27 protein-coding genes and 2 tRNA genes are annotated in these 22,007 nt (G+C 44.8%); 18 read left to right on the plus strand and 11 right to left on the minus strand.

The features are described from left to right. The first annotated feature begins 47 nt into the window (after window positions 1-47). The 6 genes from ileS to BCF55_RS09210 are packed head-to-tail and all read left to right on the plus strand — an operon-like array spanning window position 48 to window position 7,049. Complete coding sequence (ileS, locus tag BCF55_RS09185; RefSeq protein ID WP_121013017.1) at window positions 48-2,870, plus strand: isoleucine--tRNA ligase; 2,823 nt, start codon at window positions 48-50, stop codon at window positions 2,868-2,870. Between the two features lie 54 nt (window positions 2,871-2,924). After that, window positions 2,925-3,905, plus strand: a complete 981-nt coding sequence (locus tag BCF55_RS09190; protein WP_121013019.1) for a DHH family phosphoesterase — start codon at window positions 2,925-2,927, stop codon at window positions 3,903-3,905. Continuing rightward, window positions 3,905-4,744 (plus strand): deoxyribonuclease IV, encoded by an 840-nt coding sequence (locus BCF55_RS09195; RefSeq protein ID WP_121013021.1) that lies wholly within the window; start codon window positions 3,905-3,907, stop codon window positions 4,742-4,744. Before BCF55_RS09190 ends, BCF55_RS09195 begins: the two co-directional genes overlap by 1 nt. A 9-nt stretch (window positions 4,745-4,753) precedes the next feature. Further along, window positions 4,754-5,731, plus strand: a complete 978-nt coding sequence (locus tag BCF55_RS09200; protein ID WP_147425018.1) for a hypothetical protein — start codon at window positions 4,754-4,756, stop codon at window positions 5,729-5,731. Next, window positions 5,728-6,594 (plus strand): damage-control phosphatase ARMT1 family protein, encoded by an 867-nt coding sequence (locus tag BCF55_RS09205; protein ID WP_121013025.1) that lies wholly within the window; start codon window positions 5,728-5,730, stop codon window positions 6,592-6,594. Before BCF55_RS09200 ends, BCF55_RS09205 begins: the two co-directional genes overlap by 4 nt. A gap of 29 nt (window positions 6,595-6,623) precedes the next feature. Further along, the gene (locus BCF55_RS09210) at window positions 6,624-7,049 is read left to right on the plus strand and encodes a hypothetical protein (protein WP_147425019.1); all 426 of its coding nucleotides are present in this window, start codon (window positions 6,624-6,626) and stop codon (window positions 7,047-7,049) included. Here BCF55_RS09210 and BCF55_RS09215 read toward each other — a convergent pair. Both BCF55_RS09215 and BCF55_RS09220 read right to left on the minus strand, forming a co-directional pair. Beyond that, a complete protein-coding gene (locus BCF55_RS09215; protein WP_121013029.1) occupies window positions 7,012-7,248 on the minus strand; it encodes a hypothetical protein in 237 nt (78 codons plus the stop codon). The two genes, BCF55_RS09210 and BCF55_RS09215, sit on opposite strands and share 38 nt — an antisense overlap. A gap of 111 nt (window positions 7,249-7,359) precedes the next feature. Then, entirely contained in the window at window positions 7,360-7,995 is a 636-nt protein-coding gene (locus tag BCF55_RS09220; RefSeq protein WP_121013031.1) for a superoxide dismutase, read from the minus strand. A 126-nt stretch (window positions 7,996-8,121) separates the two neighbouring features. Here BCF55_RS09220 and BCF55_RS09225 point away from each other — a divergent pair, with 126 nt between their 5' ends. From BCF55_RS09225 to BCF55_RS09265, 9 genes are read left to right on the plus strand one after another with little or no spacing between them, the layout of a single operon-like run. Beyond that, complete coding sequence (locus tag BCF55_RS09225) at window positions 8,122-8,547, plus strand: hypothetical protein (RefSeq protein ID WP_121013033.1); 426 nt, start codon at window positions 8,122-8,124, stop codon at window positions 8,545-8,547. A gap of 2 nt (window positions 8,548-8,549) precedes the next feature. Further along, window positions 8,550-9,464, plus strand: coding sequence for a thiamine-phosphate kinase (gene thiL / locus BCF55_RS09230; RefSeq protein WP_121013035.1), 915 nt, complete (start codon window positions 8,550-8,552; stop codon window positions 9,462-9,464). After that, window positions 9,415-10,692: an HD domain-containing protein gene (locus BCF55_RS09235; protein WP_245960428.1), complete on the plus strand. Its 1,278-nt coding sequence runs from the start codon at window positions 9,415-9,417 to the stop codon at window positions 10,690-10,692. Before thiL ends, BCF55_RS09235 begins: the two co-directional genes overlap by 50 nt. Then, complete coding sequence (gene trpC, locus BCF55_RS09240; protein ID WP_121013039.1) at window positions 10,693-11,481, plus strand: indole-3-glycerol phosphate synthase TrpC; 789 nt, start codon at window positions 10,693-10,695, stop codon at window positions 11,479-11,481. It abuts the gene before it with no gap. 24 nt (window positions 11,482-11,505) lie between these two features. Continuing rightward, on the plus strand, window positions 11,506-11,841 hold the full coding sequence (locus tag BCF55_RS09245) for a hypothetical protein (protein WP_121013041.1): 336 nt from the start codon (window positions 11,506-11,508) through the stop codon (window positions 11,839-11,841). A gap of 11 nt (window positions 11,842-11,852) precedes the next feature. Beyond that, on the plus strand, window positions 11,853-12,185 hold the full coding sequence (locus tag BCF55_RS09250) for a thioredoxin family protein (protein ID WP_121013043.1): 333 nt from the start codon (window positions 11,853-11,855) through the stop codon (window positions 12,183-12,185). After that, window positions 12,182-12,952 carry a hypothetical protein gene (locus tag BCF55_RS09255; protein WP_121013045.1) on the plus strand — a complete coding sequence of 257 codons (771 nt, stop codon included), beginning with the start codon at window positions 12,182-12,184 and terminating at the stop codon, window positions 12,950-12,952. The genes BCF55_RS09250 and BCF55_RS09255 overlap by 4 nt, the downstream gene beginning before the upstream one ends. An 8-nt stretch (window positions 12,953-12,960) precedes the next feature. Beyond that, window positions 12,961-13,458 (plus strand): HIT family protein, encoded by a 498-nt coding sequence (locus BCF55_RS09260; RefSeq protein ID WP_121013046.1) that lies wholly within the window; start codon window positions 12,961-12,963, stop codon window positions 13,456-13,458. Between the two features lie 35 nt (window positions 13,459-13,493). Further along, window positions 13,494-14,249, plus strand: a complete 756-nt coding sequence (locus tag BCF55_RS09265) for an ABC transporter ATP-binding protein (protein WP_121013047.1) — start codon at window positions 13,494-13,496, stop codon at window positions 14,247-14,249. On the opposite strand, the gene BCF55_RS09270 is transcribed toward BCF55_RS09265, so the two are convergent. Together BCF55_RS09270 and BCF55_RS09275 are read right to left on the minus strand one after the other, a co-directional pair. Beyond that, window positions 14,246-14,506, minus strand: a complete 261-nt coding sequence (locus BCF55_RS09270; protein WP_121013048.1) for a flagellar biosynthesis anti-sigma factor FlgM — start codon at window positions 14,504-14,506, stop codon at window positions 14,246-14,248. The two genes, BCF55_RS09265 and BCF55_RS09270, sit on opposite strands and share 4 nt — an antisense overlap. After that, entirely contained in the window at window positions 14,490-16,034 is a 1,545-nt protein-coding gene (locus BCF55_RS09275) for an NAD(P)H-hydrate dehydratase (RefSeq protein WP_121013049.1), read from the minus strand. The genes BCF55_RS09270 and BCF55_RS09275 overlap by 17 nt, the downstream gene beginning before the upstream one ends. A 20-nt stretch (window positions 16,035-16,054) precedes the next feature. Here BCF55_RS09275 and gmhA point away from each other — a divergent pair, with 20 nt between their 5' ends. Together gmhA and BCF55_RS09285 are read left to right on the plus strand one after the other, a co-directional pair. Then, entirely contained in the window at window positions 16,055-16,618 is a 564-nt protein-coding gene (gene gmhA, locus BCF55_RS09280; protein ID WP_121013196.1) for a D-sedoheptulose 7-phosphate isomerase, read from the plus strand. Next, window positions 16,615-17,439 (plus strand): NAD(+)/NADH kinase, encoded by an 825-nt coding sequence (locus tag BCF55_RS09285; RefSeq protein WP_121013050.1) that lies wholly within the window; start codon window positions 16,615-16,617, stop codon window positions 17,437-17,439. Before gmhA ends, BCF55_RS09285 begins: the two co-directional genes overlap by 4 nt. A gap of 2 nt (window positions 17,440-17,441) precedes the next feature. Here BCF55_RS09285 and BCF55_RS09290 read toward each other — a convergent pair. Further along, window positions 17,442-17,515, minus strand: a tRNA-Arg gene (locus BCF55_RS09290). 10 nt (window positions 17,516-17,525) lie between these two features. Next, window positions 17,526-17,598 (minus strand) — tRNA-Pro (locus tag BCF55_RS09295). A gap of 50 nt (window positions 17,599-17,648) precedes the next feature. Here BCF55_RS09295 and miaA point away from each other — a divergent pair. Beyond that, window positions 17,649-18,575 (plus strand): tRNA (adenosine(37)-N6)-dimethylallyltransferase MiaA, encoded by a 927-nt coding sequence (miaA, locus tag BCF55_RS09300; protein WP_121013051.1) that lies wholly within the window; start codon window positions 17,649-17,651, stop codon window positions 18,573-18,575. Here miaA and BCF55_RS09305 read toward each other — a convergent pair. The 5 genes from BCF55_RS09305 to mtnP are packed head-to-tail and all read right to left on the minus strand — an operon-like array spanning window position 18,553 to window position 21,998. Beyond that, the gene (locus BCF55_RS09305) at window positions 18,553-18,915 is read right to left on the minus strand and encodes a RusA family crossover junction endodeoxyribonuclease (protein ID WP_121013052.1); all 363 of its coding nucleotides are present in this window, start codon (window positions 18,913-18,915) and stop codon (window positions 18,553-18,555) included. The two genes, miaA and BCF55_RS09305, sit on opposite strands and share 23 nt — an antisense overlap. Continuing rightward, a complete protein-coding gene (locus BCF55_RS09310; protein WP_121013053.1) occupies window positions 18,902-19,318 on the minus strand; it encodes a DUF4149 domain-containing protein in 417 nt (138 codons plus the stop codon). Before BCF55_RS09310 ends, BCF55_RS09305 begins: the two co-directional genes overlap by 14 nt. After that, window positions 19,311-20,855, minus strand: a complete 1,545-nt coding sequence (locus BCF55_RS09315) for a sodium:neurotransmitter symporter family protein (protein WP_121013054.1) — start codon at window positions 20,853-20,855, stop codon at window positions 19,311-19,313. Before BCF55_RS09315 ends, BCF55_RS09310 begins: the two co-directional genes overlap by 8 nt. 10 nt (window positions 20,856-20,865) lie before the next feature. Beyond that, window positions 20,866-21,165 carry an FUN14 domain-containing protein gene (locus BCF55_RS09320; RefSeq protein WP_121013055.1) on the minus strand — a complete coding sequence of 100 codons (300 nt, stop codon included), beginning with the start codon at window positions 21,163-21,165 and terminating at the stop codon, window positions 20,866-20,868. Next, window positions 21,165-21,998, minus strand: coding sequence for an S-methyl-5'-thioadenosine phosphorylase (gene mtnP / locus BCF55_RS09325; protein ID WP_121013056.1), 834 nt, complete (start codon window positions 21,996-21,998; stop codon window positions 21,165-21,167). The genes BCF55_RS09320 and mtnP overlap by 1 nt, the downstream gene beginning before the upstream one ends. Between the last annotated feature and the right edge of the window lie 9 nt (window positions 21,999-22,007).

Genomic DNA, 22,007 nt, shown 5'->3' on the forward strand with positions numbered 1-22,007 from the left:
ATAATTATCTTTCAGCCATTTTTTATGGGCTCATGGAGGTCTGGTGAATGGACTATAAGAGTACTCTTAACCTTCCAAGAACAGAATTTCCGATGAAAGCCAACCTTGCAGACAAAGAGCCACAGATACTTAAGAGGTGGGGTAACTTATATGAAAAAATCAGAGAACTGAGGAAAGGTAGAGAAATTTTCCTATTACACGACGGTCCACCCTACGCAAACGGTCATATCCACATCGGGCATGCTCTGAACAAGATACTCAAGGACATAATAAATAAGTACAACCTCCTAACAGGTAAGGATATCATCTACGTACCTGGTTGGGATTGTCACGGCCTTCCCATAGAAAGACAGGTTGAGAAGGAACTAAAGGAAAGGAAGATAAGGAAAGAAGACCTTCCAAAGGGAGAGTTCAGAAAGCTCTGCAGGGATTATGCTAACAGATTTGTGGATATACAGAGGGAAGAATTTATCAGGCTTGGAGTTATAGGAGATTGGAAAACCCCTTATCTGACGATGGACCCTAAGTACGAAGCTCAAGAGGTCAGAGAGTTGGGAAGATTCTATGAGAAGGGTCTTGCCTACAGGAGTAAGAAGCCGGTTTACTGGTGTATTTACGATATGACTGCAGAAGCTGAGGCTGAAGTTGAGTATCAGGAAAAAGAAGACCCAAGCGTCTACGTTAAATTTCCTGTAACGGGTATGAAGGATACATACCTTGTCATATGGACGACTACGCCATGGACTCTACCTGCAAACCTCGGTGTAATGGTTGGTGAAGATTATACTTACGTTTACTTCAGAACCACAGTGGGAACGTTTATAGTTGCCCAGGAGCTTCTTGAATCCTTTAGGGAAGTTACGGGATTGGACGGAGAGGTTTTTAAAAAGGTGAAAGGGAGTGAACTTGTTGGGGTGTCTTACGAGCATCCTTTCGTTCAGAGGAGTGAGCTTAAGGACCACCTTTCTGAGGAGACCTTAAAGAATATGTGGAAGGTTTATCCCTCTGAATTCGTTGAGCTTGGAACGGGTACGGGTTTGGTTCACATGGCACCTGGCCACGGTCAGGAGGACTATACGGTAGGTATAAGGTACGGTCTTGAACCCTACTCTCCCCTGGACGACTCAGGTAGATTCGTCTCGCCTGCTCCGGATTTCCTTTTAGGAGTTAGGGTCTTTGATGCAAATGCTCTTATAGTTAACCTACTGAAGGAAAAGGGCTATCTGCTACATCATAGCAAGGTTAAGCATTCATATCCCCATTGCTGGCGTTGCAAGAACCCTGTAATATTTAGGGCTACCCATCAATGGTTCATAGGTATGGAAGCCAGACTAAATTCCAGCACCCTCAGAGAGGTGGCTCTCACAGAGATAGAAAGGGTGAGGTGGATACCAGATTACGGAAAGAACCGTATCAAGAGCATGGTTGAGAACAGACCTGACTGGTGTATATCAAGACAGAGATACTGGGGGGTTCCTATTGCTGTTTTCTACTGCAAGCAGTGCGGAGAGGTGGCTTCGGAAAAGGAGGTTTTTGAGCACGTTGCTAACCTCATTGAGGAGAATGAATTTGGTGCTGACGTATGGTTTGAGAAAGATGAGAGAGAATTACTTCCAGAGGGGTACAGGTGCAAGAGATGCGGAAGCGCAGAATTTAAAAAGGAAGAGGACATTCTTGATGTCTGGTTTGATTCAGGATGCTCTCACGCTTCGGTTATAAGGCCTCTCGGTTTTGATAGGGCTGATATGTATCTTGAAGGTTCAGACCAGCACAGGGGTTGGTTCCAGGCGTCGCTTCTTGAGTCAGTTGGTTCTTACGGACACGCGCCCTATAAAGCCGTTCTTACCCATGGATTTACAGTTGATGAAAAAGGCAGAAAGATGTCCAAGTCTTTAGGGAATGTGGTCTCTCCCCAGGAAATAATTGATAAGTACGGGGCTGATATACTCAGGTTATGGGTGGCTTCCGAAGATTATTCTGAAGATGTAAAGCTTGGGAGCTCAATACTCAAAAATCTTATTGATGATTACAGGAAGATAAGGAATACCCTTAGGTTTCTACTTGCAAATCTTTACGATTTTGACCCAAATAGAGACAGGGTTGAACCGAATAAACTTCACCACTTTGATAGGTGGATGCTTTCTTATCTACAGGGGATTCTGAAGGAAGTTCATAGACATTACAGTAACTATGTGTTTCATAGGGTTTATCACCTTATAAGGAACTTCTGTACAACCACCCTTTCCTCCCTTTACCTTGACGTTCTGAAAGACAGGCTGTACGTTTACTCTCCAAATAGCTGGGAAAGGAGGTCAGCTCAGACAGTTCTTTACGAGCTCCTCATCGCCTTATCTACTTCTATAGCTCCTTTTCTAAGTTTCACAGCCGAAGAGGTCTGGGAGTATATCAGAGGTATTAATCCGCATCTTGAAGAGAGCGTATTCCTGAGTGAGATTCCAAAGCCCGATGAAGCCCTGATAGATGGAAAACTTGAGGCAGAGTACTCAAAACTGCTTAAGGTCAGGGATGAGGTTCTCAGTGCCCTTGAGAAAGCCAGGAAAGAGAATCTGATAAGGCACCCTTACGAGGCAAAGGTCTATATACAAACTAAAGGTGAACTCTTGGACCTTCTTGAGAAGTACAAAGACTACATCAACTTTCTTTTTACCGTAAGTCAGGTTGAACTTGACAAGGGTGGTGATATAGTGGTTGCTGGTGAGGAGGTAGAGAACCTAACCTTAGGTGTCTCCCATGCTGTCGGAAAGAAATGTCCAAGGTGCTGGATTTATTACAGGGAAGAAGAGTTTGACGGAGAAGTTTGCCAGAGATGTTGCAATGCCTTGAAGGAAATGGGATATGTTTGCACTTAAATCATACTATTATTTGGAAATAGTCTTACATTTATTTCCCTGAGGAGGATTGAGATGAAGAGAGAGAGTATTCCCCTCCTTGACTTCTTAAAGGAAGCTAAGGGAAAGATACTTATACTTACCCATGAGAATCCAGACGGTGATGCCCTTGGTAGCGCCATGGCTCTTTATCTTTTCCTGAAGAAGGTTGGCAAAGATGTTACGGTAGGGTGCAAAGATAAGATACCCCATTTCCTTGACTTTATACCTCATTCGGAGGAGGTCATCAGCATCCCCGATGGAAAGTTCTACGACATAGGGATAATAGTTGATTCAGCGGGATTTTACAGAGCGGGAACAGAGGTTAAGGTTGCTACCAGGATAAGGATAGACCATCATGTTGGGGGTGAGTTCTACGGTAGATACGATTACATAGATCCAAAGTCACCAGCTACTGCCGCACTTATATATGAACTTATTTCAGCTTGGGATGAAACTAAGATAGACGCCGATATAGCAACCTGCATATATGCAGGTCTTGCAACAGATACAGGCTTCTTTAAGTATTCAAATACCAATGAATATACCTTTGAGCTTGCAAAAAAACTGGTCCATTATGGGGCTGACCCGAACTACGTTTACAGAATGTTTTCAGAGAGAGAATCTATAAACAAGATGAAGCTTATAGCAAAGGTTTTGGAGACACTCACTCTTTATGAAGATGGTCTGGTTGCAGGGATAACTATATTTGACAGGTTCTTCAGGGAAACAGGAACGGAGTATTCTGACAGTGAAGGGCTTGTGAACTACCCCCGCTCCATAGAAGGTGTTGAAGTAGCTTTTGCCCTTATAGAGAAACCTGATGAGGGGATATGGAAGGTATCACTGAGAAGTAAAGTGAATGCGGATGTATCAAAGATAGCGGAAAGACTCGGAGGTGGCGGTCACAAGTACGCTTCCGGTGCTAAGATAAAGGCAAACTCCCATAAGGAAGCTCTTGATAAGCTGCTCTCAGAAATAAGAAAGCAGTTGGAGCTTCAGAAGATACATCACTGATGGCTCTGTTCGGTGCTCACGTTTCCTCCGCAGGTTCTATACTTAAAACCTTTGACAGAGCTAAAGAGGTTACCGCGGAGGTTTTTCAGTTTTTCCTTAGGAGTCCAAGAGCGTGGCGCTGGAAGGGTGTTAGTAATGAGTTAGTAAACACCTTTTCTCAAGAGCTTCAGAATTTTGGCAAACCTGTTATGGTTCATGCACCCTACCTTCTCAACCTGGCTTCTGCAGATTTGGAATTAAGGAATAGGTCTATATCGGTGTTCCTTGAGGAGCTTGAGCTGTGCGATAGAGCTGGCATCCACTTCTATAACTTTCACCCCGGTACAGCAAAGGGGATTTCGGAAGAGGAGGCTCTCAGGAATATAGTTTCATCTTTAGAAAGGGTGTTCAACTCCTACGAACCTAAAACGACTACTGTGCTCCTTGAAAATACCGCCGGGGAAAGGGGGGATATGGGTAAAAACTTCTCAGAGCTGAAGGAGATTATTGACCGTTTTCCAGGTGTAAAGCTTGGTGTTTGTATTGACACCTGTCATGCCTTCGCTTATGGGTATGAGATAAATAAGGAAGTGGGATTTTCCAGATTTCTCTCTGAAATTGAAAGAACGATCGGATTTGACAGGATAAAAGCTATACATGCGAACGATTCAAAGGTTCCTCTTGGAGGAAGGAGGGACAGACATGAGCATATAGGGGAGGGGTTTATAGGTTATGAGGGATTTAGAAACTTTTTGAGGCACGAATATCTTAGGGAACTTCCCTACTATATAGAAACTCCAAAGACAGGGGGTATGGACATTGTGAACCTTAATAGATTGAGAGAAATATACTCGTTGTAGAATTTTGGTGTGGCTGTGAGAGTGGTTATATCCAAAAGCAATCCAGATATACCCGACGAGTTCATCTTTAGCGTCCTTTCAAGTACGTTGGGCATGACGGAGGAGGAATACAAAAGTATTAGGGGAGAAGACGGTTCTGTGTCCCTTTACGTTCGGGACCCAGGGGTTATAATCAAGCTCCAGCAGATTCACGAGAAACACTCATCCCTTTTAAAGGTATCCTTTGAATCTGCACCTTCCGGAGGGGTTTTCAGTTTGACCAATGAAGCTGTGAAAGCCAACTGGGGGCTCGTTCTCTCATGGGGTGCTGTTGTAGTACTGATGGCTATACTTTCCCTCTTACCTATATTGGGTGTAGTCATAAACATATTCCTCAGTGTGTTTTACTATGCTTTCCCAATATTTGTAGCTCATCGCTTGAGTGGTTCGGAGTTGACTCCAGAAGGCGTTAGGGATGTAATGGCAAAGTTACGCTTGGGGGAGGCATTTTCCAGTTATCTTGGGGCAGGATTCGGATTCTGGTTAGGTTTTCTCGTTATGTATGTGCTTTCGGTTCTTATTTTTGTGGTACTTGCCCTACTTTTTGGGGGGCTTGGGGTTTTCTCAGACCTGATTAATCATGGAAGTTTGAAAGAGGGAGCGGTTGGAGCGGTCCTCCTTGTCTTTTTCCTCATGTTTCTATTCTGGTTATGGATCTTTTATTCTTTGCCCCTTATTGTGGCAAGATGTTTTGCAAAAGGTTCTCCCAGCTTTGAAAGTTCCTTTCTTGCTGTGCTATCAGTCTTTACCGTCCCCTTCATCAAGGAGAGTTTTAGTAACAGATATGTGGGTATAGGAGGGATATGGTCTCTCGCCTTGACCGTTGGTGTGATGGGACTTGTAGTGTCTCTTGTTTTAATAATAACGATACCTGTTTCTGTCCTGATACTCTACTGGCTTCAGATATTTCTCTCAGTGTGTGCTGTGTTTTATATTAAAAAGTCATGAAAGCTTATCCTGCTTGCATTCCCTGTTTGATTAACCAGGGATTGAATGCTGTAAAGAAGCTGGGCTTGGGGGACGAGGTTGAGAGGGAGATAGCGGTGCGCTCCCTGAAGTTTCTCTCAGAAGTTAAAGAGTTTGACAAATCTCCTGCTTACTACGCCTACTTCATACAGAAGCTTGTGAAGGAGTTGTCTGGAACAGAGGACCCATTCTGGAAGCAGAAAAAACTTGCAAACGAGGTGGCTCTTAATATGCTTCCCGAGCTTGAAAAGGAGCTTGAACACGCTGAAGACCAGCTTGCCTATGCTCTGAGGTTAGCGGCAGTCGGAAATTATATAGACTTTGCCATAAGGGGAGACCTCAACATATCCGAAGACTTAACCAAACTCTTAAAATCAAGTTTTTTCGTCTGGGATTATGCAGTCTTCAGGGAAAGGTTGTCCTCCTCCAACATGGTTCTCATAATAGGGGATAACGCTGGGGAAATAGTTTTTGATAAACCCCTTGTGAAGCTCCTAAAAAACATGGGGAAAGAGGTTTTTTATGCAGTTAAAGGGGCTCCAATACTGAATGATGCTACCTACGAAGATGCCGTTGAGGTTTCAATGACTGGGTTATGTAATGTCGTTGATAACGGTTCTGATAAGGTGGGTACGTGGCTTGAAGACTGTTCGGAGGATTTCTTGAAGCTCTTCTATGATTCCGACATAGTAATAAGCAAGGGACAGGCGAACTTTGAGACTCTGAGCGGCGTGAGCAGAGAGGTTTTCTTCCTCTTAGTGGCAAAATGCGAACCTATAGCCAACGAAGTGGGCGGCGAGGTGAGGAGGTTCATACTTAAGTTCAAGCCCACAAAAACAACATGAGCCAAAGCTTAAAGGCTATAATATCAATTATGAATAGATGGGGAAGAGTTCTAAAGGCGCTCTGTGAAGAAGCCAAAGAGGAAGGCATTGAACTTCATATCCTTGAAGCGGATGAAGACCTGAATTGGTTCGGGGCTCCTCTGGAAGGATTCTGCACCGAGGAAATGTATTCCAAGACAGACGCTCAGCTGTTCAAGGATATTAAAGGTAGCATATCCGACAAGTTGGCAAGAGGAGAGATAGTTGCCTACGTCAGCCCTATCAACTTCCAGGTAGATATATATGAAGCAGATAGACGTAGGTTCGCGAGTGCAAACACCTCAAGACCCTTTGCAGTTACCAGGGACGGTTTCAGGGTGGGTTTTTTTGAAAGTAAGAACTCTGCCGTTGATTTCTTCCTTAAAGTTGGAAAGAGGCTCAGGGAGGAAGGTCTTTCCCTTCATCTCTTTTATTGAGCCTTTTCTCTCTTCTTCTCTCCTTGTAAACCTCCTGTCTGCACTCCCTTATGACCTTCTTGTACTTGTAGTAAACACCAGGTACGTTTATAGGTAGCTTGTAGTATTTTTGAAGGACAAGCATTATATCCTCTGTAGTCATATACTTGTGGTTCCTTATAAGGCTCTTTATGTACTTTACAATTCTTGTCTCTTTCATGAGATTCAGCCTATACCCTTTAAGTATACAAGCATGTTCTTAAAGCTGAAGTGAGGTTCAATATTGAAACGGGTTTTGGGGGTTCATAAAGGGGGGGCAAAGCCCCCAGGATTAACCTATATAGTCCTTCATAGCTTCATAAGCTTTCATAGCCTTTTCAAACCTTGCGTTTACTACGTCCCAGTTAAGATTCTTGAGAACCGCATCCACGTATGGGGGTCTCTTATTCTTGTAGTCTACATAATAAGCGTGCTCGTATGTATCCACAACTATTATTGGAATGAACCCATGCAGGTTGTAAACGTTGTGGGCATCAAGTCCATTTACAACGAGTCTCCCTGAAAACAGGTCAAGCCCAAGGACAGCCCATCCTCTGAATGCAACGGCTGCGGCTTTTAACTCATTTGTGCATGTGTCCCAACCACCGAGGTCTTCTTCAACTTTTTTCTTGAAAGCTTCTGAAGGCTCCCCTTTTGCTCCAAGGTGACCAAAGTATAGCTCGTGCAGGACTATACCCATGTAGTTGAAGGTCTCCTCAACCTTTAGCTCCCTGTACTCGGAGTAGTTCTGGTTTGCTTTTCCCCTGTCGGAAAAACTCTGGTCTGCTAATTTCTCCTGTATCTCGTTGTATTTCGTAACGTACCCCTTGTAATGGGCTTCAAAGTGGGGTTCAATCTGCTCGTTAGATATACCATCCAGGTTTTGCGGCTTTAAATGGTCTCTTGGAGTAAGTTTATGAACTCCCATGGCTTAACCTCCTTTTTTTGGTTTTTCACTGATTATAACACCCTAAACCTAAAAACCCTTTATGATACTAAGCATATAGGCTTGATAAACGGCAAGATAGGTTTGTGTTAGGATTTCTAAACAAAGATGAGCAGGTTTCTGCTGGTACTTTTTACGGTTGCTGTAGTTTTTGGACAGGACAGAAAGTTGGTATACGGGGGAGTTTTTACTGGAGCACCAGAGGATTACCTGCAGAACATAAAGGTTATAAGCGGTGAGCTGCTTGAGAGGACCTGCATATGCTCAGTAAAACTTGAGAGTAGTATCAGGAGCTGTGTTGGAATGTGCGTGAGTAAGTTTGAAAAGGACGTTAAAGAGAGGATGAAGTCTGTATGTAAGAAGAATCCGAATCCTGCTGAGCTTATGGTTTACGGTGCAGGAGACCTAAAGGTATCCTATTTCAGGGATGAGGCTGTCTTGAAGGAGGGAGATATACAGGCAAGGTACGATGTAAGCGTGGTTACCGTCTACGGGACTGGTTTCTGCGCCGTATTGAAAACTAGCTCTGAGTAGACATGCGTGTATCTGATATAGGTGAGTTTGGTTTAATTAGGAGGTTGACAGAAATACTAGGCTCAGAGGTTATAGGAGACGATTGTGCCCACCTTCAGCTCGGGAACACGTATCTGTTACTGACAACGGACTTGATGCTTGAGGATGTTCACTTTTTGAGGAGATACCCACCTGAGGCTGTTGGCTGGAAGTCTTTGAGCGTAAACGTTAGCGATGTGGCTGGAAACGGGGGAGAGCCAAAGTGGGTTCTGGTATCCCTTATGCTCCCAGACCTGGAGCTGGGCTATATAGAGAGGCTATACACCGGTATTAAGAAAGCCTGCGAGTTTTACAGATGTGAAGTTGTGGGGGGAAACGTTTCAAGGGGGGAGAGGTTAGGTATAGATGTCTTCCTGGTAGGTTTGAGTCCAAAGCCCGTGGGTAGAAAGGGGGCAAAGCCAGGGGACAGCCTTTTCGTTACCGGGACTTTGGGGGACTCCAGAGCTGGACTTGAGCTTCTTAGTATGGAAAAGGAGAAGTATGAGGACTTTGAGCTGGCTTTGATAGAGAGGCATCTCAGACCCACAGCCAGGATAGATTACGTGAAACACATTCAGAAGTATGCAAACGCGAGCATGGATATAAGCGATGGGCTTGTTGCTGACGCTCACCACATCTGTGAGAGGAGCTCTGTTAGGATAGACATAGACAGCTCAAAGCTTCCCTTCTCAAATGAGCTTCTAAGGTTCTGTGAGAAATACGGAAAAGACCCGAAAGATTACGCCCTCTACGGAGGGGAGGACTATCAACTTTTATTTACCCACCCGAAGGCAAGGTGGAATCCTTTCCTGGACATGAGCGAGATAGGGATTGTTTCTGAAGGCAAGGGTGTTTTCGTTGACGGTAAACCCGCAGAGGGTGGCTACAAACACTTCTGATAGAATCATAAAGATGTACTCAGGGCTGTCAGGCATAATTTTGAAGCTGTATGACCTTGCCTATATAGAGCGGTGGAATGACCATCCCAAACCTTTTAACATAACGGAACTTGATAAGCAGGCGCACAAGGCGGCCATTGCCTATGTGATAGGTAGGTTTGAGGAGGGGTTAAGGGATAAAGAGCTTAATTGGTCTTATCTCATTGAAGGTTTGATATTTGAGGCTATTCAAAGGGCGATACTGACAGACATAAAACCCCAGGTATTCCACAGGCTGCTCAAAGAACGTTCAAAGGAGATAAACGAGTTCGTTGCGGATAAGGTTGGAAACCACATCAAGAACTTTGACCAAGAGCTACACAGCAGATTTCTATCCTACTTTCAGGACTTCAACGGTTTGGAGAAGAGAATCATAAAGGCGTCTCACTTCCTTGCAACATACTGGGAGTTCCAGATGATTTACTCGGTTGGTATAAGGTTCTACGGAATAGAAAGGGTCAAGGAGGAGATAGAGGATACCATAGAAGACTTCTTTGACCTTGTGGCGGTTGAGAGGATATACCTCCATAAGAAGACCTATAACTTTATAGACCTCGTAGGGCAGCTCAGATTTCAGAAGAGATGGATACTCTCACCGAGGATACCGCTTACTACTGTCTTAGGGCATATGTTTATAGTTGCTGCCCTATCCTACCTGCTTTCCCTTAAACTTGGAGCTTGCCAGAGGAGGAGGTTCCTAAACTTCTTCACAGGTTTATTCCATGACCTCCCTGAAGTCACTACAAGAGACGTTATAGCTCCTGTGAAGAGGGAAGCGGGCATATCGGATATACTCAAGGATTATGAGAGGGAACAGGTTGAGAGGGTTATACTGCCACTGCTTCCGGAGTTTCTCAGGGAGGAGTTTTCTTACATACTTGGATTTTTAGATAAAGGGGATGAGTTTTCCAATAGAATTATTGATAAAGGGGTGGTTAGAGAGGTCTCAAGCATAACAGAATCTATGAACAGGGACGAACTGTACCCCATAGATGGAAAACTCATAAAGGGTTGTGATAATCTGGGTGCCTATATTGAGGCTGCTTTGTCCCTGTATCATGGGGTTCGTTCAAGGCACCTCAAGAGTGCGGTTGAAAGTATAGGTTCACGACTTAAGAAGGAATCCTATGAAGGCATAGACTTTGGCAATCTGGTTATCCAGATTGATAAGGAGTTGGGAGAAATATAGATGGCTTCATTTCTTGAGAGAGTTATTCAGGTAAAGAGGAAGGAAATAAGAGAGGATAGGGACTACATTGCGGAGCTTGAGAGGCTCATACAGGAGAGAGCTAAATTTTTTGACTTCGTATCTGCTTTAAAAAACTGCAGGACAAAGATAATCGCTGAGGTAAAGAAGGCATCCCCTTCCATGGGAAGGATAAGGGAAGTGAAACCATCTCAACAGGCGAAGCTCTACGAGTCGGCTGGAGCCGTAGCCATATCAGTTCTGACAGATAGAGAGTTCTTTAACGGTTCCCTTGAAGACCTCAGAGAGGTCAGGGAAGCTGTGTCTGTTCCGGTCTTGAGAAAGGACTTCATAATTCATAAGGTTCAGGTTCTTGAGGCTAAGGCTTACGGAGCGGATACCCTCCTCCTTATAGTGAGGATACTCTCCCCAAGGGAGCTCGGTGAGCTTATAAGTTTTTCCAGAGAGCTGGGTCTTGAACCTCTTGTTGAAGTCTTCTCCCTTGAAGAAGCTAAGGTAGCCCTTGACCATGGGGCTACGGTCATAGGGATAAACAACAGAGACCTTGATACCCTGAAGGTGGATATAAACCTCACGAAGGAGCTCGCCCCAAAGATAAAGGAACTGGGGGCAAAATTTGTTATAGCCGAGAGTGGGATAGAAACAAGAGAGCAGATAGAGGAGTTGACAGGCTATAACGTGGATGCCTTCCTTGTTGGAACTTCCCTTATGAAGAGCGAAGACCCCTATGCAAAGTTGAAGGAGCTTCTGGGTTTTGGTTGCAGGAAGTAATATAATTAATCCTTGGAGGATGTCATGAAGAAACTTAACTCTCTTGATATGAATCTTCTTGAAGAAGTTACTCAGCTTGAATACTTCCTTGTAAGGAAGCCTATGAGCTCCCACGAGTTTTGGGCTGAATGGCAGGAGAAGTTTGGTAAGGCTACGTTGGCAAAGATAGCTTTAAAGAAGATAGCAAAGACCAGGAAGCTCTCCCACGAGGAGTACGCGAAGCTAAGGACTATGATGAGTACCTATGACGATATAATCAAGTATCTTGAGCAGTTAAAGAATACCGCCCTAAACGTAAGGGGTGTAGTGACTAACTTTAACGTTGAGTTTGATGATGAAGATATAGACCTGGACTTTTAAGGAGGGTAGTTATGCTGGAAGGATTTGAAGAGGTTTCCGATAGAGACTTCTATGAAAAGGTTATGGCTTCTGAGACACCTTCAGTCGTATTATTCGCAGACCCTAACTCCCCTGCTACGGAGGATTTTGTCAAACTGCTAAAGCCCTACATAGAACAGTATGGTGACAAGGTGAAGTTTTACTATATGGACGTTACAAAGAATACCTCCTTTGAAGACTTCGGGGTGTTCAACTTCCCCTCTGCCATGTACTTTAGAGATACTATGGAACTTGACAGGCACGATTTTGTCCCTCCCCCTGAAATGGTTGAGCAGGCTATAAAGAGACTTCTAAGGCTTTCTTGAGACTGAAGAACAAAGCTTTAGGCTTACTGCTGACTTCTGTAGGGGTCGTCTTCCTAATTTCCTATCTGCTTAAGTTTGAACCTCTAAACGATAGAGCCCAAATCTACCTTGATAAAGGCATAAAGACTACATTGGCAAGCTATCTGATTGTCAGGGGAATAAACGCAGGTGTTTCAGTAGTTAAGGGAAGTGAAGTGCTTCTTTCCCCTGCCGGCGTTGGACTTTCCCTGGCTCTGGGTGAAGTGTTAGACCCCCTTGATGATATAACCGAGAGGGTGTCAGCCCTGCTACTCCTGAGTTTTATATCCCTGGGTATGCAGAAGTTACTACTTGAGCTCTTGTCCGGTCTTCTCCTCCTGCTTGCAGGTATTCTTGCCTTGCTGTCTGGGATACTTGTGATGGTTATGGGCTTGAAGACCAGCCTTCTAATAAGGTTACTTATTCTTACACTCGTGCTTAGATTTCTATTCCCTGCGATTGTTTTTGCCAATGACTTGGTTTATGAGGAGTTTCTGAAGCCACGTATTGAAGTCGTTAACTTTCAACTTAGCAACATAAAGGGGGAAATTTCCTCAATGGCAAGTAGTATAAGGAGTACCCAAGACCTTAAGAATACTATGGCAACTATTAAAACTAGTGTAGATGTTGCTTTTGACCATCTTCTGGCTCTTGCATTATACTTCGCTTTTCAGACAGTCATCCTTCCAGTTATCAATCTGTGGTTAACCTTGAAGCTTTCTTTAGGTGCTTTGAGGCTGCGGGTATAATAAACGTTATGAACATACTCTGGGCTCCGTGGAGAAGCCATTACGTTGAAAATGTTGACAACATAGAGGAGTGTTTTTTGTGTCATGCGGTGTCCCAGCCTGAAGAAAGGTGGAGGGAGTTTTTAGTTCTTTACAAGAGCTCGGAGAGCTTCATAATCCTCAACAAGTACCCTTACAACTCCGGACACCTGATGATAGTTCCCCTAAAGCATACGGGAGATTATGAAGAGCTTGACCCGAAGACTGTCCTTGATATGGATAGACTCCTCCGACTTTCCCTTAAAGCTCTCAGCATGGTCTACAAACCCCACGGTTTCAATATCGGTTACAACATAGGAAGACCAGCCGGTGCCGGCTTAGAGAGCCACTTACATATGCACGTTGTCCCCCGCTGGAATGGAGACACTAACTTTATGCCTGTGATAGCTGAGACAAAGGTTATCTCCCAGGACCTTTATACAACCTACGATAGGCTCAAGGAAGCTATAGAAAGTTTGTTGGCATGATCATGGGTAGTTTTCACAGGGGGAATTTATAACCGATGAACTTGCTTGAGGTTAAAAACCTAAATCTGTGGTATGGAGGCAACCAGGTTCTTCACAACGTTTCTTTTTCCCTGTCAAAGGGAGAAGTTTTGTGTATAGTTGGAGAATCTGGCTCGGGAAAGTCTTCCATCCTGTTCTCTATACTGGGGTTGTTGCCTGAGAATGCCAGGGTAGAGGGAGATATCACCTTTAAGGGCAAGAATCTTTTACAGCTGAAGGAGTTAGAGAGAAGGAGACTCAGAGGTAAGGACATAGGGATGATATTCCAGGAACCTTCTTCCTACCTTGACCCTCTATTTACCGTTGGGTCTCAGATAGCGGAAACCTACGAAGGGCATTTCCCGGACAGGAAGAAAGAATCCAGAAGGAAAAGCCTGGAAGCGATGAGAAGGGCTGGCATCCCTAAGGCGGAGGATAAGTTTGATATGTATCCTCATCAACTCTCAGGAGGTTTGAAGCAGAGGGTATGTATAGCTATGGCTATAGTATGTGAACCAGAGCTACTCCTAGCTGATGAACCTACCACGGCTCTTGATGTCTCCGTTCAAAAGAAGATACTTACCCTTCTAAGGAAACTCCGTTCCGAGGGTAAGTCGGTGATTCTTGTAACCCACGATTTTGGAGTTGTTGCCGAAGTAGGTGACAGAGTCATAGTCCTCAAGGAGGGGAAAGTGGTTGAGAGCGGTGACGTGTTTGAGGTGTTTGATTCCCCAAAGGAGGTTTACACAAAGACATTGCTTGAAGCTATTTAAGGAAAGAACTTCTTAAAACCCTCAATTATCTTGTCAGGGTTCACTTCATACTCTCCTCTGGCTATCTCTTCCTTTATCTTTTTGACCTTTTCGGTTATATCCTCATAGTCAGCTTCCATAGCTCTTCTTGCCGTCTGAGAAATTTCAACCACATCTTCGTTCCTCTGGACTTCGCTAACTTGCTCCTTTCTCTTTACCCTTTTGTCCGTCTCAAGAGCCTGACCTATAAGCCTGTTCAGGTTAACCTTGTCTATCATCTTGATTAATAGTATCGGCTCCTTTTAAGAAATTTTCAATACTCTTATACGCCCTGGGTATTTCTTCTATGATGTCTCTTGCCCTGAGACTTTCCGTGTGTAGTCTCTCTTCTGCAAGCTCACCGGCAACGCCATGTAAGTAAACTCCCAACCTGAGAGCTTCTGTTGGCTCAAGACTCTTCCCGATAAGGGACACGAGCATACCCGAGAGAACGTCACCCACTCCACCTTTTGCCATTGCTGGTGTTCCCCTTGTGGATATAAATGTCATACCTTCTGGGTTTGATACGACTGTCCTGGCACCCTTCAGGACGAGGTAACATCTATATCTCTTTGAAAACTCCTGTGCTACGTCCGTCTGATGGTGTATTATTTCTTCAGAACTCAACCCTGTCAGTCTGGAGAACTCACCTATGTGAGGTGTGAGGATTGTAACACCTTTTCTTTTTTTGAGAATTTCAAGCTCTCCGGAATCGGCAAGGTTGTTTATACCATCAGCGTCAAGGAGAATAGGCTTTTCCCATTTCTCCAGGAGCTCAATTACTATGTCCTGTCCCTCCTCATATCTTCCCATTCCCATACCAAGAGCCAGAGCGCTGAACTTATCCTGTATCTTTAGGATGGTATCAACCCCAAATATGGAAAGCCTATCTTCTCCCTGCAACGGTAAGCTCATCTCTTCAACAAGTCTGGACTCAAATATGAGGTTGAGACCTTTCGGGACACCCACAGTCACCAACCCGCTCCCCGTTCTTGTTGCTGCCAGAGCGGACATAATTACGGCTCCCGTTTTCCCAGCACTACCCCCTACTATTAGGACATGTCCCTCTCTATTCTTATAGGTGTCCACCTCTCTCCTTGGGAGTTTTAAAGATTCTGGAGTTATAAGCTCTCTGTAAATTTTAGTGGCAAACTTTTCAGGTATAGAGATATCCCAGACTACAACCTCTCCACATAGCTTTGCCGATGGGTAGAGGATGTGGCACAACTTCGGAAACTGGAAGGTAACCGTAAGCGCAGCTTTTATGCAGGGCTCAAACACCTTGCCTGTGTCCGCAGACAGACCCGAGGGTATATCAACGGATACAACAGGTACACCCGAACTGTTTATCTCGGCTACGGTTTTAGATATATCGCCTCTTAGGGGTGGTTCAAAGCCGGTTCCAAACAGAGCATCAACTACGAGCTCGTAATTTTTGTAGTTGGGTTTCTTAACAAGAGGCTTGTAGCCCAACCTTTTGAATATATCAAGCTGGAGAGCTCCGTCTCCTTTTGGCTCCCCCATGGGTAGGTATAGGTCAGCCTGTATCCCCTTCAGCTGTAGCATCCTTGCAACGGCTATTCCATCTCCGCCGTTGTTTCCTTTCCCTGCAACTACTAGGATTCTCTTTACTCCTGGAAACCTTTCCAATAGGGCAGTTACTACCCCCCGTGCGGCATTCTCCATAAGGACAGGCGAGGGTATACCTATCTCCTCAATTGTTATCCTGTCAAGCTCAGCCATCTCATAGGCTTTTACTACCTTCATGAATTAAAATGATAACAGTGATGCTGGATAAGATTATCTCCTCCTTTAAGGAAAGTGCCGAGGTAAAGCTCGCTTTCGTTGAGCTGTATAAAGATAAGATACTAGAGGTAGGTAGTATAATGGCTACCGCCATAAAAGATGGAAACAAGATACTCCTCTTCGGCAACGGTGGAAGTGCTGCAGATGCTCAGCACATAGCAGCTGAGATAGTAGGCAGATACAAGAAGGAGAGAAAGGGACTTCCTGCGATAGCCCTTACCACAGATACCTCTATACTGACAGCCGTTGGCAACGATTATGGCTTTGAAGTCATATTTGAAAGACAGGTTGAAGCCCTCTGTACACCTGGAGATGTAGCGATAGGCATATCAACTTCTGGAAACTCAGAAAACGTTTTAAGGGCTATTAAAAAAGCCCACGACCTCGGAGCCACAACTGTGGCATTTACCGGTAGGAATGGGGGTAAGCTGGCAGAGGTTGCTCACTATGCCTTTGTAGTTCCCTCCTACGATACACCAAGGATTCAGGAATGCCATATAACCCTTGGTCACGTTCTGTGTGAATTGATAGATGAGATGGTATGAGCAGGATAGCTCTCTTTGTGAAAGACTCTGAAGGGGCGAAGAACACCGCAGAGGAGATATCCGAATTCCTTTTAACAAGAGGGTATGTGGTTAAGAAGATACTCAATCAACCGCCTAAAGGAACTATCTCAAACCTGAAAGGATACAGACTTATGATTGTTGTGGGAGGGGATGGAACCTTCCTTGCAGGGGCGAGGCTGGCTTCAAGGTTTGGGGTACCTCTGCTCGGGGTGAACGAGGGAAGATTCGGTTTTCTAACTGAGGTAGAGAGACACGAGGCTGTTCATATCATCGGGGAACTTCTGGCAGGTAAGCTCAGAAAGCAGAGGAGGATAATGCTCTCCACCTATCTCTACCGGGGGAGAAACAGGCGCTTCCTGGGTAACTACCTAAACGATGTGGTGGTTTCCAAGAGTGCTATAGCCCGGATAATGGAGATAGAGGTTTTCGCCAATGAAGATTTTATGGTCCATCTTTATGGAGACGGAGTTATAGTTTCATCGCCTACAGGCTCAACAGCCTACGCCCTATCCGCAGGAGGACCGATTCTGTATCCAGACTCGGAAAACATACTCTTAGTACCTATATGTCCCCATACCCTTTCAAACAGACCCGTAGTGTTACCCTCTGGCTTCTCCTTGAAACTGCGTGTTCTCTCGCCAGATAGGGCTTGCTATTTAACAATGGACGGTCAGGAAGGCATGTACCTTAAGAACAAGGATATCGTTGAGGTGAGAAGGTCAAAACGCTTCTGTGAGATATATGTACACCCGGAAAAAAGCTTCTTTGAAATCCTCAGAGGGAAATTGAAATGGGGATAAAACGGGCCCGGGAGGACTCGAACCTCCGACCTGGGGATTAGAAATCCCCTGCTCTGTCCAGCTGAGCTACGGGCCCTTACTACTCATCGGGGTGGCAGGACTTGAACCTGCGACCTTCGGCTCCCAAAGCCGACGCTCTCCCACCTGAGCTACACCCCGTTAGACAAGGCAGTATATTATTATCTACCTTATTGTTGCAGTTTTCAAGGATGATAAAGCCTATTGAACTTCTTGTAATAGGAGGCGCAACAGCCACAGGCAAATCGGAGCTGGCTTGCCACCTTGCCAAGGAGCTGGATACTGAGATTATAAGTGCAGATTCCATGTCCGTTTACAGGGGTATGGATATAGGGACAGCAAAGCCGAAAGAATGTATGAAGGAAGTTAGGCACTATCTTGTAGATGTTGTCAATCCTGGTGAGTACTTTGATGCAAAGTTGTTTGAAGAACTTTCTCTCAATTACATAGAAGACATACGCTCAAGAGGAAAAGTTCCCATAGTTGCAGGAGGAACTTATCTGTATATACAGGCTCTTCTCTATGGTATAGAAGAGACACCAGAACCGAACTGGGGGCTTAGAAAGAGGCTATACAGAATAGCGGAAGCTAAGGGGAGTGAATATCTCTTTAAGAAGCTTATGAAGTTGGATATAGATTACGCTCAAAAGATTCATCCTAACGATACCAGGAGGATAGTTCGGGCTTTAGAGGTCTTCCTTGAGACAGGAAAACCATTCTCCTCCCTTCACAGATGGGGAAAAGCGCGCTTCAGGTTTCTGGGGATACACGTAGTCAGGAATTGGGACACCCTCTCAAAAAGGATAGAGGAAAGGGTAAGAGAAATGATTAAAGGAGGTTTATTGGAAGAGGTCAAAAGGCTTATGGAAGAGGGATTTGAGGGGTTTCTAACGTCCTCTCAGGCTATCGGTTATAAAGAGCTTGTGCCCTACCTCAAAGGGGAGATACGTCTTGAAGAAGCTGTAATTGATATCGTCAAGAACACTAAGAGTTACGCTAAGAGACAGCTAAGGTGGTTCAGGAGACAGGGTTGGCTTGAGCTGAATATGGACAGCCTTAGTGTGGAGGAAGCTTCGGATATGGTCTTGAAGAGGCTCAGTTCTCTTCAAACCTCCTGATTTTTATCTCAACTCCCTGCTGACCCTTTACGACCTTCTTTACGGTTCTGATCTCATATATCAGGTTATCGTTCTCTAAAACGCCAGCCTTTTCAAGCACGTCCCACAGGCTCTTCAACATGTTGTCTATGTCCCTTTTCCTGTGGTTAGGGAGGGTAAGAATTATGTCTACCGAAACTTTGAAAGCTATTGGTTCCCCTACATACTGTTGCCTAAGCTCCCAGAGTGCTCTAACTTCCCAATTTTTCACCCTTGGAGGCTTGAACACCTTGCCCCCTTTACGCCTTATATAACGATTTGTCTTGGGTACAGGCACCTGAGAAAGCTTAAGAACTACCATTTTTAGTCTTTACTATAAGATAAACTATAGCCCCAAAGGTAAAGAATAGAGATACGGTACTCATTATCATGGAGATAAGGTGAGCCCTTGCAAACTCTGGCGAGCCAGTACTTTTCAAGGCGTGTGCCTCTGGAAGGACATAAAACTGCAGAGCCAGAAGTACAATGAGATTGACTGCAAGCAAGGCTATTAGGAACCTGTCCATCTTGGAGGCAAGCCCTATAAGAAGGGACAACCCAACGGCACCAAGTCCTATTCCGAAATATATGGGGAAAACCTTTTCAACTATTCCTCCTGCTACAGACCTTTCAAGAGATCTAAAGAGCTCTGGAGCCACTATGTAACTAAAAAAGGCACCAAGCCCAAAGTAGAAGGAAAGCATAAAGATCATTATTCTATTCACATTGAACCTCCTTGGGATTTCTCCTTTCGGCTATAAAGACCAGAAGTGTCAAGAAGAGAAACAGTCCTATCAGATAGAACCTTGTCACCCACACCGTCCAATGGCTTTCGGAGAGAATTTTTGGCATGTACTCCTTGCCCCATGCCCCCAGGAGGAGAAGGAGAAATACTGGGGTAATGTATCTCATCACGTAATAGTAGACCTTAGGTATACGTATGATGCCTCCTCTATTCATCTCCTCCCAGGCTTTCTGCCCACCGAATATCCACATGAATAGAACCATCTCCAGAAGCCCGAAAAATACGACACCGATAGTTCCTGCCCAGAAATCCATTTCATCAAGGGAGCGGTTCAAGAATATAACCAGATGAGCGCTGAAGAAAACCACTCCTGCAGTTATGTACACTGAGTTCTGTCGTGAAAGTCCGAACTCATCTTCAAAGAAAGCTATGAGGGGTTGCATGAGGGCTATAGAAGAAGTCAGCCCTGCAAAGAAAAGAAGGAAGAACCACATAAAACCCAGGAAGGTTCCTGCTGGCATATTGGCAAATATGGCTGGGAGGCTTATAAATCCAAGGTTGAAAGCCCCAGACTGAGCGATAGCCACTGCATTGGCGACACCAAAGAAGGCAACCGCTGCAGGGATGGCGAGAGAACCTCCGAGAACCACTTCAGCTGTTTCATTTAAAGAGGCAGCAGTAAGACCACTCAGTGTTATATCCTGGTCTTTTCTGACATAAGAGGCGTATGTTATTATCGCGCCAAAACCCAAGCTGAGTGTAAAGAATATCTGTCCAGAGGCTGCTATCCACACGCCGGGGTCTGTGAGCTTGCTTAAGTCAGGCTTCCACAGGAAGCTAAGCCCTTGAAGGGCATTTCCTACACCTGTATCCAACAGGAATACCCTGACCACAAGGATGACCGCAAGAATAAAGAGGGTTGGCATAGCTACCTTTGCAAATGCTTCTATACCTTTTGAAACACCTCTGCTCAAAATCAGGATATTTATCAGGATAGTTACGATAAATACAAAATAAGCATAGACTGAAGGCGTTATAAAATCCTCTCCGCTCCCTACGTAGCTTCTGAGAAAAGTTTCAAAGGGCTTCAAGTAGGTATTTGGATCGCTCCCGTCAGCTGGTAGTGTGGGAACAAGACCCAGAAGAAACTTTATAGCGAAACCTAAAGTCCAAGACTCAATGTAAACATAGTAGATGATAACGACAAGGGGGATCCAGAGTCCAAACACACCTACTACCTTTGAGAGCCTGTTTTTCCAGAGAAGATAAAAGATCGCCGGTGTTGTTCCATGTCCCTGAGTACCACCGTATCTACCGATAGCCCACTCTATCCACATCAAAGGAATTCCTATTATCAGAAAGGCTATTATGTAAGGAATCATAAAGGCTCCGCCGCCGTTCTCTGCAGCTTGAACGGGAAAGCGAAGAAAGTTCCCAAGACCTACGGCATTACCCGCCATTGCCAAGATTAAACCTATGCGGGTAGCCCATCTTTCCCTTTCAATACCCCTGTTCATTTTGCCAATATTATACTTTCATACCTGCAACGAAACCTATGGCGAAGCTTCCCCCAAAGGACACCGTCCTGACTGCTGTCTTTGCAAAACTCTCAAAGGAGGAAAAGAAACTCCCTGCGAACTTTCCGAAAGCCGCCCAGTTTACGCTTATAACCCCTTTATCTGCAAGCCATATGAGACTGAGTATATAAAGACCAAGTATAAAGGCTGCTATTTTGAAAACCCTCTTCAAAGTAAAGCCGACCAGAAAACCTAAAGCTCCTCCAAAACCAAGGTCTTTTAAAACCTCTTGACCGAATATATCTTCCATCACACTTCTGCTCCCTCAAGAACCTTGTCACAGCCGCAGCTTCTCTCTTCGGGAAGTTTCAGTATCAGCTCCATTATAACTTCCTTTATGTTCTCTTCCCTTTCTGCCATGAGCTCAAGAACTTCCTTGCTCGTAAGCCTGTAGCCTGATATTCCAGCAGCTGGATTGGCAACTACACACAGAGATGCATAGCACATAGTAAGCTCCCTTGCCAACACAACCTCAGGGTAACCCGTCATACCGACTACGTCTGCTCCCAACTTCTCCAACATCCTTATCTCGGCAGCTGTTTCAAAACGGGGTCCCTCGGTGCAGGCGTATGTTCCTGCAGGATGATACTTGAAATGCTTTTCCTCAAGTATATCCATAAGGCTGTTTCTTACTTGAGGACAGTATGGTTCCGTCACATCTATGTGGACTACCTTTTTCTCCCTCAGGAGCCTTGCTACCTCATCGTTTCCTTCTACTTCTGCAGAGAACTTCCCTTCATAGTATGTAGAGTCTCTCTTCCTGGTAAAGTCAAGGAAGTTGTCTATTATCACAAAATCACCGGCTCTAAAGAGCTTATTTATGCTGCCTACCGCTGATATGGCAAGAACACGGTTAACTCCAATCTCTCTCAATGCCCACAGATTTGCCTTGTAAGGAACAAGGTGCGGGGGATAAGAGTGGTCTTTGCCGTGTCTTGCCAAGAAAGCCACACGCTTACCTTCAAGTTCACCGATTATTACAGGGGAGGAGGGACCCCCGAAGGGGGTATTTACGTAAACCTCATCCCTTATCTTTATGTTTTCAAGCTTGTATAACCCGCTTCCCCCGATTATCCCAAGCATATGGAAATT

Origin of the sequence: Hydrogenivirga caldilitoris (assembly GCF_003664005.1) — a bacterium.
Lineage (GTDB): Bacteria > Aquificota > Aquificia > Aquificales > Aquificaceae > Hydrogenivirga > Hydrogenivirga caldilitoris.